This is a genomic window from Thauera phenylacetica B4P (assembly GCF_000310225.1).
Classification (GTDB): domain Bacteria; phylum Pseudomonadota; class Gammaproteobacteria; order Burkholderiales; family Rhodocyclaceae; genus Thauera; species Thauera phenylacetica.
Window position 1 is genome coordinate 1 of record NZ_AMXF01000093.1, and the last position, 14,830, is coordinate 14,830.

The 14,830-nt window shown below is 63.7% G+C and carries 14 protein-coding genes, 1 tRNA gene and 2 pseudogenes; 6 read left to right on the forward strand and 11 right to left on the reverse strand.

Annotation, left to right across the window (positions count from 1 at the left end; all coding sequences use genetic code 11):
* Positions 1-93: 93 nt before the first annotated feature.
* Together C667_RS25050 and cadR are read right to left on the reverse strand one after the other, a co-directional pair.
* Positions 94-660, reverse strand: a complete 567-nt coding sequence (locus C667_RS25050) for a hypothetical protein (protein WP_157302313.1) — start codon at positions 658-660, stop codon at positions 94-96.
* A 128-nt stretch (positions 661-788) separates the two neighbouring features.
* A complete protein-coding gene (gene cadR, locus C667_RS12715; RefSeq protein ID WP_004364961.1) occupies positions 789-1,196 on the reverse strand; it encodes a Cd(II)/Pb(II)-responsive transcriptional regulator in 408 nt (135 codons plus the stop codon).
* Positions 1,197-1,347: 151 nt separating this feature from the next.
* Here cadR and C667_RS12720 point away from each other — a divergent pair, with 151 nt between their 5' ends.
* The 5 genes and pseudogenes from C667_RS12720 to C667_RS12735 all read left to right on the forward strand — a co-directional run.
* On the forward strand, positions 1,348-2,709 hold the full coding sequence (locus C667_RS12720; RefSeq protein ID WP_004357889.1) for an IS1380 family transposase: 1,362 nt from the start codon (positions 1,348-1,350) through the stop codon (positions 2,707-2,709).
* 281 nt (positions 2,710-2,990) lie between these two features.
* On the forward strand, positions 2,991-3,887 hold the full coding sequence (locus C667_RS12725; protein ID WP_004364974.1) for a cation efflux transmembrane domain-containing protein: 897 nt from the start codon (positions 2,991-2,993) through the stop codon (positions 3,885-3,887).
* Positions 3,888-3,890: 3 nt separating this feature from the next.
* Complete coding sequence (gene lspA / locus C667_RS25055; RefSeq protein WP_003821921.1) at positions 3,891-4,403, forward strand: signal peptidase II; 513 nt, start codon at positions 3,891-3,893, stop codon at positions 4,401-4,403.
* A gap of 21 nt (positions 4,404-4,424) precedes the next feature.
* Positions 4,425-5,150 (forward strand): annotated as a pseudogene (locus C667_RS12730) (ISL3-like element ISPpu12 family transposase); the annotation flags it as partial.
* A 389-nt stretch (positions 5,151-5,539) separates the two neighbouring features.
* Positions 5,540-6,103, forward strand: a pseudogene (locus tag C667_RS12735) (ISL3-like element ISPpu12 family transposase); the annotation flags it as partial.
* A gap of 106 nt (positions 6,104-6,209) precedes the next feature.
* Here the strand turns inward: C667_RS12735 and C667_RS12740 are convergent.
* The 3 genes from C667_RS12740 to ychF form a co-directional block, all read right to left on the reverse strand.
* The gene (locus C667_RS12740; RefSeq protein WP_004364993.1) at positions 6,210-6,914 is read right to left on the reverse strand and encodes a hypothetical protein; all 705 of its coding nucleotides are present in this window, start codon (positions 6,912-6,914) and stop codon (positions 6,210-6,212) included.
* Positions 6,901-8,088, reverse strand: a complete 1,188-nt coding sequence (locus tag C667_RS12745; RefSeq protein ID WP_004364995.1) for a tyrosine-type recombinase/integrase — start codon at positions 8,086-8,088, stop codon at positions 6,901-6,903. The genes C667_RS12740 and C667_RS12745 overlap by 14 nt, the downstream gene beginning before the upstream one ends.
* Positions 8,089-8,309: 221 nt before the next feature.
* Positions 8,310-9,401, reverse strand: coding sequence for a redox-regulated ATPase YchF (gene ychF, locus C667_RS12750; protein WP_004364997.1), 1,092 nt, complete (start codon positions 9,399-9,401; stop codon positions 8,310-8,312).
* 615 nt (positions 9,402-10,016) lie between these two features.
* Here ychF and C667_RS12755 point away from each other — a divergent pair.
* Entirely contained in the window at positions 10,017-11,000 is a 984-nt protein-coding gene (locus C667_RS12755) for an ATP adenylyltransferase family protein (RefSeq protein WP_004364999.1), read from the forward strand.
* Between the two features lie 6 nt (positions 11,001-11,006).
* Here C667_RS12755 and pth read toward each other — a convergent pair whose 3' ends face one another.
* The 6 genes from pth to lolB form a co-directional block, all read right to left on the reverse strand.
* Positions 11,007-11,687, reverse strand: coding sequence for an aminoacyl-tRNA hydrolase (pth, locus tag C667_RS12760; protein ID WP_004365000.1), 681 nt, complete (start codon positions 11,685-11,687; stop codon positions 11,007-11,009).
* Between the two features lie 33 nt (positions 11,688-11,720).
* A complete protein-coding gene (locus tag C667_RS12765; protein ID WP_004365001.1) occupies positions 11,721-12,326 on the reverse strand; it encodes a 50S ribosomal protein L25/general stress protein Ctc in 606 nt (201 codons plus the stop codon).
* Between the two features lie 87 nt (positions 12,327-12,413).
* Positions 12,414-13,364 carry a ribose-phosphate pyrophosphokinase gene (locus tag C667_RS12770; protein ID WP_004308356.1) on the reverse strand — a complete coding sequence of 317 codons (951 nt, stop codon included), beginning with the start codon at positions 13,362-13,364 and terminating at the stop codon, positions 12,414-12,416.
* Positions 13,365-13,455: 91 nt separating this feature from the next.
* A tRNA-Gln gene (locus C667_RS12775) sits at positions 13,456-13,532 on the reverse strand.
* Positions 13,533-13,570: 38 nt separating this feature from the next.
* Positions 13,571-14,458, reverse strand: a complete 888-nt coding sequence (gene ispE, locus C667_RS12780) for a 4-(cytidine 5'-diphospho)-2-C-methyl-D-erythritol kinase (protein ID WP_004365004.1) — start codon at positions 14,456-14,458, stop codon at positions 13,571-13,573.
* Positions 14,440-14,830: lipoprotein insertase outer membrane protein LolB (lolB, locus tag C667_RS12785; protein WP_004365007.1), on the reverse strand; the 391-nt coding region annotated here is incomplete at its 5' end. The genes lolB and ispE, both read right to left, overlap by 19 nt.

Sequence of the window (14,830 nt, forward strand, 5' to 3'; positions counted from 1 at the left end):
CTATCCGCTCACCAGATCAAGGTCATGCTGTGCCGTGCCGGCGGTGGACGCCGGATTTGTGCGGGAATCGACCGCCGTTAACAATATGACTCTTCATTTTTGTACATTCCTGCTCCTTCGCATCCGTGACTGGCCGTCGGGAATGAAACTCGGCAGTGTCGCCATCCGCTCATCCATTTCTGCCTGCTCTGCTGCCAGCATCGGATCATCGTAGGGGCTGGCAACCAGATCGTCCGGCGTCGGCGTTTCGCTCTTCGACGGACGCCCACGCGCTCTGGTCGGTCTTGGATAGCCAGCCTTCTCCAGCGCCTTTGCCAGCACATCCAGAGCCTCCCAAATCCGCTCAGGCCGGACTGGCTCCACTCCGGCAGCCAGTGCTTTTGCCGCCCATCCCATCTGTTCGGCAGCGTGCAGCAAGTGGCTTTTCTGCTTGTACTCAGCGAGCTGCCGGTCTCTCTCGGCCATCCACTCCCTGAACTCTTCACGCTCGGCGTCAGTCAGGATGGCGTCAATGTCAGGTGGCAGTGACGTTGCCCAGCGATCCACAGTCCCTAGCACAATCTGCTTGGAACGCTTTTTCTCATGGTCATAGGCGTAGCGTAGCAGGGAGATTGATTTTCCCTGTCGTGTGTTTCCGCTTTTATCGCGGTAAGTCTGCACACGTATATGCATCGAAATTGCGCTTCTCTATATGCGTTTTGGGGTAAGCGGATTAAATGGTTGATCTTACCTTTGCATGAGAGTGAGACAGACCGGCATCTCATCGGATTATCTGGTTGATGCTTCACCTACTGCTGGTGCATGTTTCCTTCGCTAATTCCAGCAAGAACCCCACACGCCTCAACTTCCCGGTCATCGTTGCAACTCGCTCTCAGTGAAACGAGTTGTTTCTCAAGCGCTTGCAGAGCGGTTATCTGCGACCGCACATGAGAGATGTGATCATCGAGCAAGGCGTTGACGGCGGTACAAGGCTGATGAGGGTCGTCCTGATAGCTCTGTAGTTCGTGAATCTCAGCCAGTGACAGGCCCAGGATTCTGCAGCGACGGATGAAGGCCAGCCCCTCACCATGCTTCTCGGTATAGACACGGTAACCGTTGTCCTGCCGATCAGGCGGCGGCAACAAGCCCTGCTGTTCATAGAAGCGGATCGTCTGTGTTTCGACCCCTACCAACTGCGCCAACTGACCAATGCGCATCAGCCTCCTCCCCAACGGATTCTTTACTCTATTGACCTTATAGTAGCTTTATAGTTTTAAACCTGAATCCGTGTTCGCTTAGCCGGAAATCCAGCCTAACGCATTGATGTAATTGTATAATTACGCATCCGAGCCTTTCACCCAACCGACCATGCCGCGCTTCGAAGTCAAGCAATCCGCCAAGCTCAATCTGACGTCCTACTCGGGCCTGGCGTTGATCGGGCAGTGCTGCCAGGCGGCACAGGTCGAGGCGGTGATCGACCCGAGGCTGCCGGTGTCGCAGGGTATGCGGAGCTCGGACCTGGTCAAGTCGGTGGTGGGGCTGCTGAGCCTGGGCAAAAGCGACTTCGAGGCGATCGAGCCGTTTCGCGGCGACCGCTTCTTCAAGGAAGCGCTCGGGCTCGCCAAGGTGCCCGGCAGCGTGTGGATGCGCCAACGGCTCGATGCCCGCGCGGCCGAGCTGCGCGAGCTGACCGACGAGCTGAGCCTGCGCCTGCTCGAGCGCACCGAGGCGCCGATCACGGCGCACAAGGGCTACGTCTGCGCCGATCTGGACACCTTCGTGATGGACAACTCCGACACCAAGAAGGAGGCGGTCAGCCGCACTTACCAGGGCGTCGATGGCTACACGCCGATCGCGCTGTACCTGGGCAACGAGGGCTGGAACCTCGGCCTGGAGCTGCGCGCGGGGTCGCACCACTCGGCGCTGGAGACCGAGTATTTCTTCGAGCGCGCGTTCCCGCGCCTGCGCCGGGTGTGTGCGGCCGATGCGAAGCTGCTGTGGCGGGCCGACAGCGGCTTCGACAGCGCCCGGCTGCTGTTCGCGCTGGCCGACGAGCGCGATCGCTGGGCAGCGCTGGGGCGTTCGTTCGACTACCTCACCAAGTGGAATCCGCGCCGTCAGGACAAGACCGCCTGGGTGGACCGGGCCGAGGCCGCCGGCGTCTTCGAGGAAGTGCGCGCGGGCAAGCGGGTGGGGCTGCTGGACCTGAAGATCGACCGTGCCTGGAAGAAGGCCAAGCGCACGCTGCGTCTGGTGGTGCGGGTGACCGAGCGCACGATCGACAAGAAGGGCCAGCACCTGCTGACCCCCGAGATCGAGATCGAAGGCTGGTGGACCAGCCTCGAAGTGGCGATGGCCGACGTGATCGAGCTCTACAAGCACCACGGCACGCACGAGCAGTTCCACTCCGAGATCAAGACCGACCTGGACCTCGAGCGCCTGCCCTCGGGCAAGTTCGACACCAACGACGCGGTCATGCATCTGGCCGCGTTCGCCTACAACTGCCTGCGCCTGATCGGCCAACTCGGGCTGACCGGCGAGCTCTCGCCGATCCGTCACCCGGCCAAGCGCCGACGCATCAAGACAGTGCTGCAGGAGGTGATGTACCGTGCGGCGAAGTTCGTCGAACACGCCCGCCGCCTGGTGCTGGACTTCGGACGCGGCGTCGCCGCGCATGTGAAGGTGTTCACCACGGTGCAGGCGCGACTGTGCGCGGTGGCTTCGCCGTGATGCAAATCCGACGGCCGAATTCTCCGAATCGAGGCCATTTCGCTGCGGCGAAAGGGCGACGGCCGCGTGGGAGCAGGAAAATGACGTAGCGCACCCCCCGTAAGCCCGGCTCGCCGGGCCTCCGGGCCGTGAAAGGACGGTGCTCGGGGCTGCGGTGAGCTGAGATTGGGAGTCAGGCAGCAGAAAAATCATGCGCTGGGGCTCGCGGAGCGGGTACGCGCTGAAGACAACACGGATTCAGGTTAAATGGTACCACAACATTGTTCAAGTGGAGTCGTATCATGAGCAAATCCTGTGGTGGCGCCTGTGGCGGTGATGCAACGTCCGCAGCGGATACCGATATACAGGCCTCCTCCGAGGCGCCAGGGAGATGGGTCAGTGTTTATGCCGTGCCGAAGATGGACTGTCCATCAGAAGAACGAATGATTCGCCTAGCCCTGAACGGCTTTGAGGAGATTCGGGCGCTGTCCTTCGACTTGTCGAACCGCCGGCTGAAGGTCGTGCATGACGGCGAGGTCGAGCCCGTCACCTCGAAACTGAAGACCTTGGGGCTAGGCGCCTCGCTTCAGGAAACCGTCGCTGCAAATCCGGAGACCATCAAGGCCGCCGAGTTTTCGGCAGCTTCTGCTAAGCAAGAATCCGGGACCCTGCGCTGGTTGCTCGGCATCAATGCACTTCTGTTCGTGGTGGAAATGACTGCCGGTCTGATCGCCCGGTCCACCGGCCTGATTGGAGAATCCCTGGACAATTTTGCCGATGCGGCGGTGTACGGGCTTGCCCTTTATGCGGTTGGACATAGCGTGAAAATGCAGGTACGTGCCGCGCATCTTGCTGGTGTACTGCAACTGATCTTGGCTGTGGGCGTGCTCGTAGAGGTGGTGAGACGCTTTGTATTCGGTAGTGAGCCTGAATCGCTGGTGATGATGGCTATCGCATTCGTCGCATTGATTGCCAATACCAGTTGTCTGCTGCTCATATCCAAACATCGGGAAGGCGGGGCGCACATGAAGGCAAGCTGGATATTCTCGGCCAACGACGTGGTGATCAACCTGGGGGTCATCACCGCCGGCGCCCTGGTCGCGTGGACCGGTTCCAATTATCCGGATCTGATTATCGGCACCATCGCGGGGGGCATTGTACTTAACGGTGCCAGACGCATTTTGGCGTTGAAGGGTTAAATAATGCTCATTATTGGCAAAAAGCTCTCGCCGTATGCCCTATTGTCCATATCGGGCCTGCTGGCAGCGTCTGATCAGGCTGTAAAGTGGCTGGTGCAGCAATCAATGGCCTATGGCGAGTATGTTTCGGTGACCCCGTTCTTTAACTGGGTGCACCTATGGAACACCGGTGCCGCATTCAGTCTTTTTGCGAATGGTGGAGGCTGGCAGCGCTACTTTTTTATCGGAATCGCGGTAGTGGTCTCGATTTTTCTGATCAAGCTGATCCTTGAAAATCGTCATAAAGGAGAAGCCATCGCTTACAGTCTTATCCTCGGTGGCGCCATGGGCAACCTGATTGACCGGGTCTTTCGCGGCTATGTTGTGGATTCCTTTGATTTCTATTGGCGAGACTGGCATTGGCCGGCCTTCAACCTGGCTGATATTGCAATTGTCCTCGGTGCCTTACTTTTCGTTTCCAGCAGCTTGTTGGGTAAAAAAGCAAACACCAATGCCGAGTCGGATGGATCTGACTGACACCTACGCCTATACAACACCATGACCGAACTTCCCGACAACATCCTTCACCTGCCGCAATACCAAGTACTGGGCTGCAAATCAACCGACGACGAAATGCACTTCCAGGTGGACGTGCCCGATCCCATCGCCTGCGAGGAATGCGGCGTGCAGGGTGAGTTCGTACGGTTCGGCAAGCGTGACGTTCCCTATCGTGATCTGCCCATCCACGGCAAGCGGGTCACTTTCTGGGTGGTCCGCCGCCGATACACCTGCCGGGCCTGCAAGACAACATTCAGGCCCCAGCTACCGGAGATGGTGGACGGATTCCGTATGACACTGCGGCTGCATGAGTACGTGGAGAAGGAATCCTTCAACCACCCCTACACCTTTGTGGCGGCACAGACCGGCCTGGACGAGAAGACGGTGCGCGACATCTTCAACGCCCGCGCCGAGTTCCTGGGGCGCTGGCACCGCTTCGAGACGCCCCGCATCCTGGGCATTGACGAGCTATACCTGAACAAGCGCTACCGCTGCATTCTGACCAACATTGAGGAGCGAACCCTGCTCGACCTGCTGGCCACCCGCCGCCAGGACGTGGTGACCAACTACCTGATGAAGCTGAAAGACCGGCAGAAGGTCGAGATCGTCAGCATGGACATGTGGAACCCCTACCGGGCAGCGGTCAAGGCTGTGCTGCCCCAGGCCCGTATCGTGGTCGATAAGTTCCATGTGGTGCGCATGGCCAACGATGCCCTAGAGAGAGTGCGCAAGTGAGTGTGATCACCGGATTTGATGTTGTGATGGTCACCCTCCGCGATGGTGAACTGCCGCATGAACGCCGATCCGCCCTTCTGCTTGAACGCGAGGGTGCCCTGCACTCCGGCGTTTTCAAGGCCATGCCCTTCGGGTGCGGGCTACGCCCGCAGCCTTGACAACGCCTACGTTCCGGGCGAGTTGTCGCCAGGCAGTAGGGCTGACTCTGCACGCAGCGCGCGCCAGTACGTAAAGCACAAACCGTGCCCGAACGGAGTCGATAACGCGCTGATATTTCAGAAAAACTTTTGGTCATCGAAGATGAGGGACTTCAGGCCTCGAACATCACCCAAAATGACCAAAAACACGCTGTTTTACATCGTTGAGGATGACCGTGCTCACGCAAGGGCCTCAGAAAGGAGCTGAAACCGTCCCAGAGCCGGACTCTCAAGGGAGACCGGAAAATCCTGCTGAAACGCGCTCACGAAGTCTCAGACCGGGAGCGCCTCATCATGGAGACCTGGACAGGCGCGTTCCCGCAACTGCTGGCCGCCTACGAGCACAAGGAGCGCTTCTACGGCATCTGGGACGCCACCACACGGCTCCAGGCAGAAGCCGCCCTGGACGAGTGGATAGCCACCATCCCGAAGGGCCAAAAGGAAGTCTGGAGCGATCTGGTCAGGGCAGTGGGAAACTGGCGCGAAGAGACCATGACCTACTTCGAGACGGACATGCCCGTCACCAACGCTTACACGGAGTCCATCAACCGACTGGCCAAGGACAAGAACCGTGAAGGGCGCGGTTACTCCTTCGAGGTGATGCGGGCACGAATGCTCTACACCACGAAGCACAAGAAGAAGGCACCGACTGCGAAGGTCTCTCCTTTCTACAAGAAAACCATCGGTTACGGACTGCCGGACTTCGCAGAGGAACTCAACTACGGAGTCGATCTATCAACCATCTGAGGGTGGTATCAGATTGATGGGGTGAAGGTGCCCCATCAACCATTAAATCCGTATACCCGTATTTTTAGATGATAGTCCTGGCGAAAGGCTTGGAGAAGCCTTTTCGCTACTCCACCAGCTTGATGCCGTTGAACTCAGGCATTTCACGCAGGAAAAGTCGGAAGTCCTCAGCATCCCCCGCCGTAACTGGTATTTCCCCTTCTGAAAACACCACCTTTTCTTCGTCAGGATCGGTCAGCATCTGAAAGCCCAGCTTGACGATGGCGGCGGCTGTGCCCCAATGCAGCTTCTTCGCATCGGCTTCCAGCATGGCGAACATCACGCAGCGCATGGCTGTCGTCACATTGCGCTCATCCACATCCCAGTCATTGCGCGTATTAAACGGGATTCCGAACATGGCAAGCGTGTTGGCAATGCTTTTCGCCGTCCGCCGTTTCCGCAGCCGCACGATGTCCGCTTGTTCGCCCTTGATGACGCGGGCCAGCGCATCGGCGTCATTGGACAGCTCTTCCAGGGCGAGCAGGCGGATTGAAAGCGGGATGGTCTGGCTGTAGTTGAAGTCCAGGCTGGCGGCGTCCTTCGCATCAAGACGACCCAGCGCAGCCCGCAGCCGACGCGCATCGGACGCGGCCTTTTCAAGCGCCCGGATACGCGATGTATCAGGCGGGGTGTCGGTGATGCTACAGCCATTCGCCAGCCACCGGAAAAGCAGCTTTTTGTGGTCATGTGGCAGTTTCCTGACTGACTCACAGCGCAGGATGTCCTTCACCAGTGCGAAGCGGAACTGACGCCGCTCATTAGCCTTTGTCATTGGCTGCCTCCCGCTTCCAGAGTTCGAGCTTGTCCGCCCACGCCTGCATCATGCTCCGCCGCTCTTCGAGGTAGGTGGCATGGTTGTAGGTGCGGCGCACCGAGTTGGGTTCCGCGTGGGCAAGCTGCGCTTCAATGGCATCCGGGCGATAGCCCATTTCATTCAGCCGGGTGCTACCCGTGGTTCTGGTGCCATGCGGGCTGTAGGTGCCGCTCCAGCCCAGCACCTTGAGCGCCTGCCGGATCGAATGCACCGACATCGGCCTGTTGCGGTCATCCCTGCCAGGGAAGAGGTGAGTCCGGTCGCCGCTGATGGCGTGCAGGCGGCGCAGCATCTCTACGGCTTGCGACGGCAGCGGCACAACATGCTCGCGACGGGCTTTCATGCGCCGGGCTGGGATCGTCCAAAGCGCTGCATCGAGATCAAATTCAGCCCATTCCCCTTCTGCCGCTTCGCTGGGACGCGCCAGTGTCCACCACATCAACTGGATGCAGAAATTGACCTGATAGCCGCAGCGGTGGTTGTCGAAGTCGTTGAGCAGCTTGCCGATCTGCGCGGTGGTTAGCGCCGTCTTGTGCTGTGTCTTGTTAGCGGGCAGCGCCTTGCGGACGGGCCAGACAGGATCGTTGTCTGCCCGCAAGGTGGCGACGGCCAATTCGAAGATGCCGGACATGGTGCGTTTCGCTTCGGCGGCGACGGTCGGCGCACCGCGTTTCACGGTCTTGGTGAGGATGTCGAGAACGTGCGCCGGGGTGATGTCGCGCACCGGGAGCTTGCCGATGCTGGGAAAGACCACCCGCTCCAGCATGTCCAGGCGGCGTTTCTTGGTGATGTCCTCCCAGTCCCGCAGAGCCAGCCACTCTTTGGCGACGGTCTCGAAGGTATTGGCGGAATCCTCTTCGCGCTTGAGGCGCTCAAGCTGCCGGTGCTGGACGGGGTTGATGCCCTGCTTGACCAGCTTCCGCGCTTCCTCGCACTTGTCCCGCGCTTCGGCAAGGCTGACGGCGGGGTAGTCGCCCAGCGCAAACCACGATCCCTTGCCGCCCAGCTTGAAGCGGTAGCGCCAAGCCTTGACCCCATTGGGCTTCACTTCGAGGTAAAGGCCGCGAAAGTCATTCAGGCGGTAGAGCTGCTCCTTCGGTTTGGCAGCACGGCAGTGGGCATCTGTCAGCACGGTGTCACGGGATCGGCAATGAGGAACGACAGAAGGATCATATACACCTTCTGTCGCCTCGTCCAATCTTCGTATACACCAGCGTAGTCACTTTTTCGATGCAAGCTCAGGTCATTTCATGAGATTGCATGAACATGCAGAACCCTTTATTTACGCGGACTTTCTGGCCTCTTCCCGAGCAAAAGAAACGCAAAGAAAGCTCTAGAAATGGCTTGTTTGGGTCAGACGTTGAACAGGAAGTTCAGCACGTCGCCGTCCTTGACCACGTACTCCTTGCCTTCGGCGCGCATCTTGCCCGCTTCCTTGGCGCCGGCCTCGCCCTTGTACTGGATGAAGTCGTCGTAGGCGATGGTCTGGGCGCGGATGAAGCCGCGCTCGAAGTCGGTGTGGATCACGCCGGCGGCCTGCGGGGCGGTGTCGCCGACGTGGATGGTCCACGCGCGCACTTCCTTCACGCCCGCGGTGAAGTAGGTCTGCAGGCCGAGCAGGGTGTAGCCGGCGCGGATCAGGCGATCGAGGCCGGGCTCTTCCAGGCCCATGGTCTCGAGGAACTCCTTCTTGTCGGCGTCCTCGAGGTCGGCGATCTCGGCCTCGATCGCGGCACACAGCGCGACCACCTCGGCGCCCTCGGCGGCAGCGTGGGCGCGCACCAGCTCCAGGTGCGGGTTGTTCTCGAAGCCGTCCTCGGCGACGTTGGCCGCGTACAGCACCGGCTTGGCGGTGATCAGGCAGAAGGGCTTGATGCTGGCCCATTCTTCCTTGGACAGGTCGAGCGCACGCACGGCCTTGCCCTGGTCGAGCTGGGCGAAGCACTTCTCGAGCACCGCGACGAGGATCTTGGCCTCCTTGTCACCCGAGGCTGCGGGGCGCTTGTAGCGGTTGAGCGCCTTCTCGACCGTGGCCATGTCGGCGAGCGCGAGCTCGGTGTCGATGACCTCGATGTCGCGGATCGGGTCGACGCTGCCGGAGACGTGGATCACGTTGTCGTCGGCGAAGCAGCGCACCACGTGCACGATGGCGTCGGTCTCGCGGATGTTGGCCAGGAACTGGTTGCCCAGGCCTTCGCCTTTCGATGCGCCGGCGACCAGGCCGGCGATGTCGACGAACTCGACGATGGCGGGCTGGATCTTCTGCGGCTTGACGATCTCGGACAGCGCGGCCAGGCGCGGGTCGGGCACCTCGACGATGCCGACGTTGGGCTCGATGGTGCAGAACGGGTAGTTCTCGGCCTGGATGCCGGCCTTGGTCAGCGCATTGAACAGGGTCGACTTGCCGACGTTGGGCAGGCCGACGATTCCGCATTTCAGGCTCATGTGAATCCTTGATCGTTCCGGTGGCTGCGTCGCCGCGTCGTGGGGCTACGGCCTTGATCCGGTGTGGAAAACCCGGGATTGTACCGTGTCGTGGGGTAGGGCTCCAAAAGCGGGCGCGGGGGTGGTTGCGCCCAGGCGGAGGGGAGGGCTGCGATGAAGCTTGCGGAAATGGCGTCGGCGCACCATACAGCTGCCGCTTTCGCGCCTGCCGGCGCTCCTACATAAGGCACCGCGCTTCCGGCCCGCCTGTAGGAGCTGCGGCAGCTGCGAACCGGGCGATCCGACAGGCGACGCGCATGCAGGGCTCCACCGCCGCTTTCGCGCCTGCCGGCGCTCCTACAGAACCCACCGCGCGTCCCGGAGCCCCCTGTAGGAGCTGCGGCAGCTGCGAACTCGGGCGATCCGCCAAGCGACGCGCGTGCAGGGCTGCACCGCCACCTTCGCGCCTGCCGGCGCTCCTACAGAACCCACCGCGTTCCCCGCCCCCTGTAGGAGCTGCGGCGGCTGCGAAGCTTTGGCGGCTCTCGTCGTGGTCGTCTCCGGCCCATTCGTGTCGCGGTCGGCCTACAATCCCCCTGTCCTGCATTTGCCCAAAAACACACCGGAGGAGAAGGGATGAGCATCAACTGGATCGAGGCGATCGATGCGCGCAGCGCGGCGGCGTTGGCGTCGGGGGCGCTGGTGCCGGTGCAGGCCGAACAGGTGGAGTTGGAGGACGCGGGCATGCGCTTCATCGTGCGCTGGGTGTCTTCGCTCGCCGCCAAGGATGCGAGCCGGAGCGCCGCGCCCGCCGGAGGGGCCGGAGAAAAGGCGGGCAAGGGCGAAGGCGTGCAAGGCGCTGCGGCCAGGGCCGAGGGCGCCGGCGACGAGGCGGCCAGGGACGGCAAGACGGTGGCGATCCCCGGCGGGCCGCGCGATCCGAACTTCAACCCTTTCCTCAATCCCGACCCGGAGCTCACGGTCGGGCCCGTGGGCGACGCCCACGTGGCGATCCTGAACAAGTTTCCCCTGTGCGCACGCCACCTGGTGCTGGCGCGGCGGGCGTTCGAGGAGCAGCTGCTGCCGCTCGCGCGCAGCGACTTCGCCGCGCTCGCCGAGCTGATGGGCGAGGCGGGCGGGATCGGGCTCTACAACGGCGGCACGGCCGCGGGGGCGAGCCAGCGTCACAAGCACGTCCAGTGGATGCCGGACGATGCCGGCAACGCCAGCCTGAGCCTCTTCGCGTCCGGGCTGCCGACGGCGTTGGCGGAGCAGGGGGTGGCGACGCATGCGGCGCTGCCGATGCGGCATTGCTTCGTGCGGGTGCGCTGCGGTCGCGGCGAGGCGGTGGAGGCCGCGGCCGACAGCCTGCATGCGGGCTTCGAGCGCGCGCGCGCCGAGCTGGGCCTGGAGGCGGGGGAGGACGGGCTGCTGCCGCCCTTCAACCTGCTCGCGGGCGAGGGCTGGCTGCTGGCGATTCCGCGCAGCCAGGAGCACTTCGAGGGCATCTCGATGAGCGCGGTGTGCTTCGGCGGCACGCTGTATACCCGCCACCGCGAGCAGATCGAGGCGATCCGCGCGGTCGGCCCGCTGCGCGCGCTGGCGGCGGTGGGCTACTGAGCGCGCTCAGGCGGCGGAGCCGTCCCCCGTCGGGGGCGGCTCCGTGGCGGCGTCGGGCGCGGGCCTGGGCGCCTTGGGGGCCTTCGGGGGCTTGGGCGGCGCAGGGCGGACATTGAGCCTGGTGGCGGCGGCGTTGAGCTCGCCGCGCACGATCTGCGGCCAGAGCGCGAGCGCCTTGTCGATGGCCTCGTCGATCTGTTGCTGTTCCTCGCGCAGCGCGCGCTTGAGCACGAAGTTCACCACCTCGTTGCGGTCGCCCGGATGGCCGATGCCGATGCGAAGGCGCCAGTAGTCGTTGGTGCCGAGGTGGGCGGAGGTGTCCTTGAGGCCGTTGTGGCCGCCGAGACCGCCGCCGAACTTGAGGCGGAGCTGTCCGGGAGGGATGTCGAGCTCGTCGTGCACGAGGAGGATCTCGGCTGGCTCGATGCGGTAGAAGCGCGCGAGCGCGCCGATCGCCTGGCCGGAGCGGTTCATGAAGGTCTGCGGCATCAGCAGCCACATGCCGGCTTCACGCGCGTTGGCCACCAGGCCATGAAAGCGGGATTCGTGCGAGAAGCGCACGCCGAGCTGGTCGGCGAGGCGCTCGCAAAACCAGAACCCGGCGTTGTGCCGGGTTTCGGAGTATTCGGCGCCCGGATTGCCGAGGCCGACGATCAGACGGGGCGGACGCGCGGCGGCGTTGCTCATCGGTCGTCGGTCTCCTGCATCCGGGCCGGGCGATCAGGCCTGCTGCTCGCCTTCGCCTTCGGCTTCCGCCGCACCCTTCACCAGCAGCGCGGTCGCGACCACCGGGTCGCCTTCGCCGTGCTGGACCAGCTCGACGCCGGCCGGCAGCTTGATCTGCGAGACGTGCACCGACTGGCCGGCTTCCATCGTCGACAGGTCGACCTCGATGAACTCGGGCAGGTCCTTGGGCAGGCACTGCACGTCGAGCTCGTTGATGGTGTGCGAGATCATGCAGCCGCCGAGCTTGACAGCGGGGGCGGCGTCGGCGCCGACGAAGTGCAGCGGCACCTTCAGGTGCATCTTCTCGCCCGCGGCGATGCGCTGGAAGTCAAGGTGCAGCACCTGCTGCTTGAACGGGTGCCATTGCACGTCGCGCAGCACGGCGTTCTGCTTGGCGCCTTCGACATCGATCGAGAGCACGGAGGCGTGGAAGGCCTCCTTGCGCAGCAGGTGGAAGAGCTCGTTGTGGTCCATCGACACCGGCTGGGCTTCGCCCGCGCCGCCGTAGATGATGCCCGGGATCTGGCCGGCGCGACGCAGGCGGCGGCTCGCACCCGTACCCTGCGCGTCACGCTTGGTGGCCTTGAATTCGATTTGCATGTGATGCTCCTGAGTGGGTTGTCCCCGCCCGCGACCAGGCGGAGACGGTGGATGCCCGCCCGGCGCGAGGCCGGACGGGCGAAAGGCTTATTCCATGAACAGCGAGGAGACCGACTCCTCGTTGCTGATGCGCAGGATGGTGTCGGCGAGCAGCGAGGCCACCGAGATCTGGCGGATGCGCGGGCAGGCCTTGGCATCGTCGCGCAGCGGGATGGTGTCGGTGACGACAAGCTCGTCGAGCTCGGATTCATTGATGCGCGACACCGCGGCGCCCGACAGCACGGCGTGGGTGCAGTAGGACAGCACGCGCTTGGCGCCGTGCTTCTTGAGCGCGGCGGCGGCCTTGCACAGCGTGCCGGCGGTGTCGACGATGTCGTCCATGATCACGCAGGTGCGGCCCTCGACCTCGCCGATGATGTTCATGACTTCGGAGACGTTGGCCTTGGGGCGGCGCTTGTCGATGATCGCCAGGTCGCACTCCATGCGCTTGGCGAAGGCACGCGCGCGCACCACGCCGCCGACGTCGGGCGACACGACGAGCAGGTCGTCGTATTTCTGCTTGTCGAGGTCGGCGAGCAGCACCGGGGCGGCATAGACGTTGTCGACCGCGATGTCGAAGAAGCCCTGGATCTGGTCGGCGTGCAGGTCCATGGTCAGCAGGCGCTGGACGCCCACCGCCTGCAGCATGTTGGCGACGACCTTGGCCGTGATCGGCACGCGCGCCGAGCGCGGGCGGCGGTCCTGGCGGGCGTAGCCGAAGTAGGGGATGGCGGCGGTGATGCGGCCGGCGGAGGCGCGCTTCAGGGCGTCGACCAGCACCAGCAGCTCCATCAGGTTGTCGTTGGTCGGCGAACAGGTCGGCTGCAGGACGAAGACGTCCTTGCCGCGCACGTTCTCGAGCAGCTCGACATTGACCTCGCCGTCCGAGAAGCGGCCGACGGTGGCCGAGCCGAGGGAGATCCCCAGGCGTCGCGTCACGTCGGCGCCAAGCTTGGGGTTGGCGTTGCCGGTGAAGACCATCAGGCTGCCGTGGGGCATTTCTGCTACTCCGAGTGCCGTAAGGAACGACGCGCGAATATTCGGCGCGTAAAAACGACTCGGGCAGACCCATGGTCTGCCCGTCGTTGTATGGCTGGGGAGGAAGGATTCGAACCCTCGAATGCCGGAATCAAAATCCGGTGCCTTAACCGACTTGGCGACTCCCCAAGAAACCTTTTCGCTGCGCGTCGAGTGCTGAGCGGGCGCTATTGTAACCACTCGTAAAGGGGATGGCGAGCGATGCTGCGTGCTTTCCATGCCTTCCAGCGTGGCGGACAGTCCTTCGTGATGCGATCCGCCTCTTCCTCGGAGGAGACTTCCGCGAACACGCAGGCGCCCGAGCCTGTCATGCGGGCCGGTGCATGCACATCCAGCCACTCGATCACATGCAAGACCTCTGGGTAACGGCTGCACGCCACCGGCTGCAGGTCGTTTCGCGTGGTGCTTGCTGCGAAGTCCGGCATTATTATGGGGGGCGTATTCCTCGTCAAGTCCCCCGCCGAAAAAATTTCCGCGGTCGGGACCTGGACCCCGGGGGAGATCACCACGTACCACGCCGGCGGCAGCGCGAGCGGCTGCAGTGCCTCGCCCACGCCCTCGGCGAAGGCGTCGCGGCCGAACACGAACACCGGGACGTCGGCGCCGAGTTGCAGGCCCAGCGCCTGCAGCTGCGGGCGCGACAGGCCGGTTCGCCACAGGCGGTTCAGCGCGATCAGCGCGGTCGCCGCGTCCGAGCTGCCGCCGCCGATCCCGCCGCCCATCGGCAGCACCTTGTGTACCGCAACGTCGGCACCGAGCGCACAGCCCGTGTGCGACTGCAGCAGGCGGGCTGCGCGCACGACCAGGTCGTCGGCCTCGGGCACGCCGGGCACCTCGTTGAGGCGGCGGATCGTCCCGTCCGTGCGCAGGGCGAAGTCGAGGGTGTCGCCCCAGTCGAGCAGCCGGAACGCGGTCTGCAGCAGGTGGTAGCCGTCGGCGCGGCGGCCGACGACGTGGAGGAAGAGGTTGAGCTTGGCCGGCGCGGGGCAGGCGAGGAGCCGCGTGGGGTCGCTGCAGTCCGGGGCTCGCAGGAGGTTCAGGGCAGGGCGGTCCATGAGTCGATGATCAGGCGCACGCGGGCGTCGCCGCGCGAGATTTCCAGGCGTCGCGGCGTGGCCGCGGCGGTGTCGTCGGCATAGCCGGCGTAGTCGATGCGCCAGCCCTGGTCGAAGACCCGCTGTGGCCGGCCGGCGGGGTCGAGGTCGCGCACCTCGGCGTCTGCAGCGGGGGCAGCCTGGATCCAGCGCGGCAGCCGTGCGGCGGGCAGGTCGACGCCGAGCACCTCGGGCAACAGCGTGTCCACGTCGGCGGCCTCGCGCCGGCTGCCATCGGCGGCCTCGAGGCTGGCGCCCGCCGGGCCGCCCTCGAGCAGGGCGACGACCTGGCCGAGCGGGCTGAAGAGGGTGAGGCGGGCGTGCGCGTCGGCG

What these genes read in the sequence shown, in the direction of transcription:
- cadR (WP_004364961.1), bottom strand. Translation starts at nt 1,196, where the DNA reads ATGCGCATTGGTCAGTTGGCGCAGTTGGTAGGGGTCGAAACACAGACG.
- C667_RS12720 (WP_004357889.1), top strand. Translation starts at nt 1,348, where the DNA reads ATGCCGCGCTTCGAAGTCAAGCAATCCGCCAAGCTCAATCTGACGTCC.
- C667_RS12725 (WP_004364974.1), top strand. Translation starts at nt 2,991, where the DNA reads ATGAGCAAATCCTGTGGTGGCGCCTGTGGCGGTGATGCAACGTCCGCA.
- lspA (WP_003821921.1), top strand. Translation starts at nt 3,891, where the DNA reads ATGCTCATTATTGGCAAAAAGCTCTCGCCGTATGCCCTATTGTCCATA.
- C667_RS12740 (WP_004364993.1), bottom strand. Translation starts at nt 6,914, where the DNA reads ATGACAAAGGCTAATGAGCGGCGTCAGTTCCGCTTCGCACTGGTGAAG.
- ychF (WP_004364997.1), bottom strand. Translation starts at nt 9,401, where the DNA reads ATGAGCCTGAAATGCGGAATCGTCGGCCTGCCCAACGTCGGCAAGTCG.
- C667_RS12755 (WP_004364999.1), top strand. Translation starts at nt 10,017, where the DNA reads ATGAGCATCAACTGGATCGAGGCGATCGATGCGCGCAGCGCGGCGGCG.
- pth (WP_004365000.1), bottom strand. Translation starts at nt 11,687, where the DNA reads ATGAGCAACGCCGCCGCGCGTCCGCCCCGTCTGATCGTCGGCCTCGGC.
- C667_RS12765 (WP_004365001.1), bottom strand. Translation starts at nt 12,326, where the DNA reads ATGCAAATCGAATTCAAGGCCACCAAGCGTGACGCGCAGGGTACGGGT.
- C667_RS12770 (WP_004308356.1), bottom strand. Translation starts at nt 13,364, where the DNA reads ATGCCCCACGGCAGCCTGATGGTCTTCACCGGCAACGCCAACCCCAAG.
- ispE (WP_004365004.1), bottom strand. Translation starts at nt 14,458, where the DNA reads ATGGACCGCCCTGCCCTGAACCTCCTGCGAGCCCCGGACTGCAGCGAC.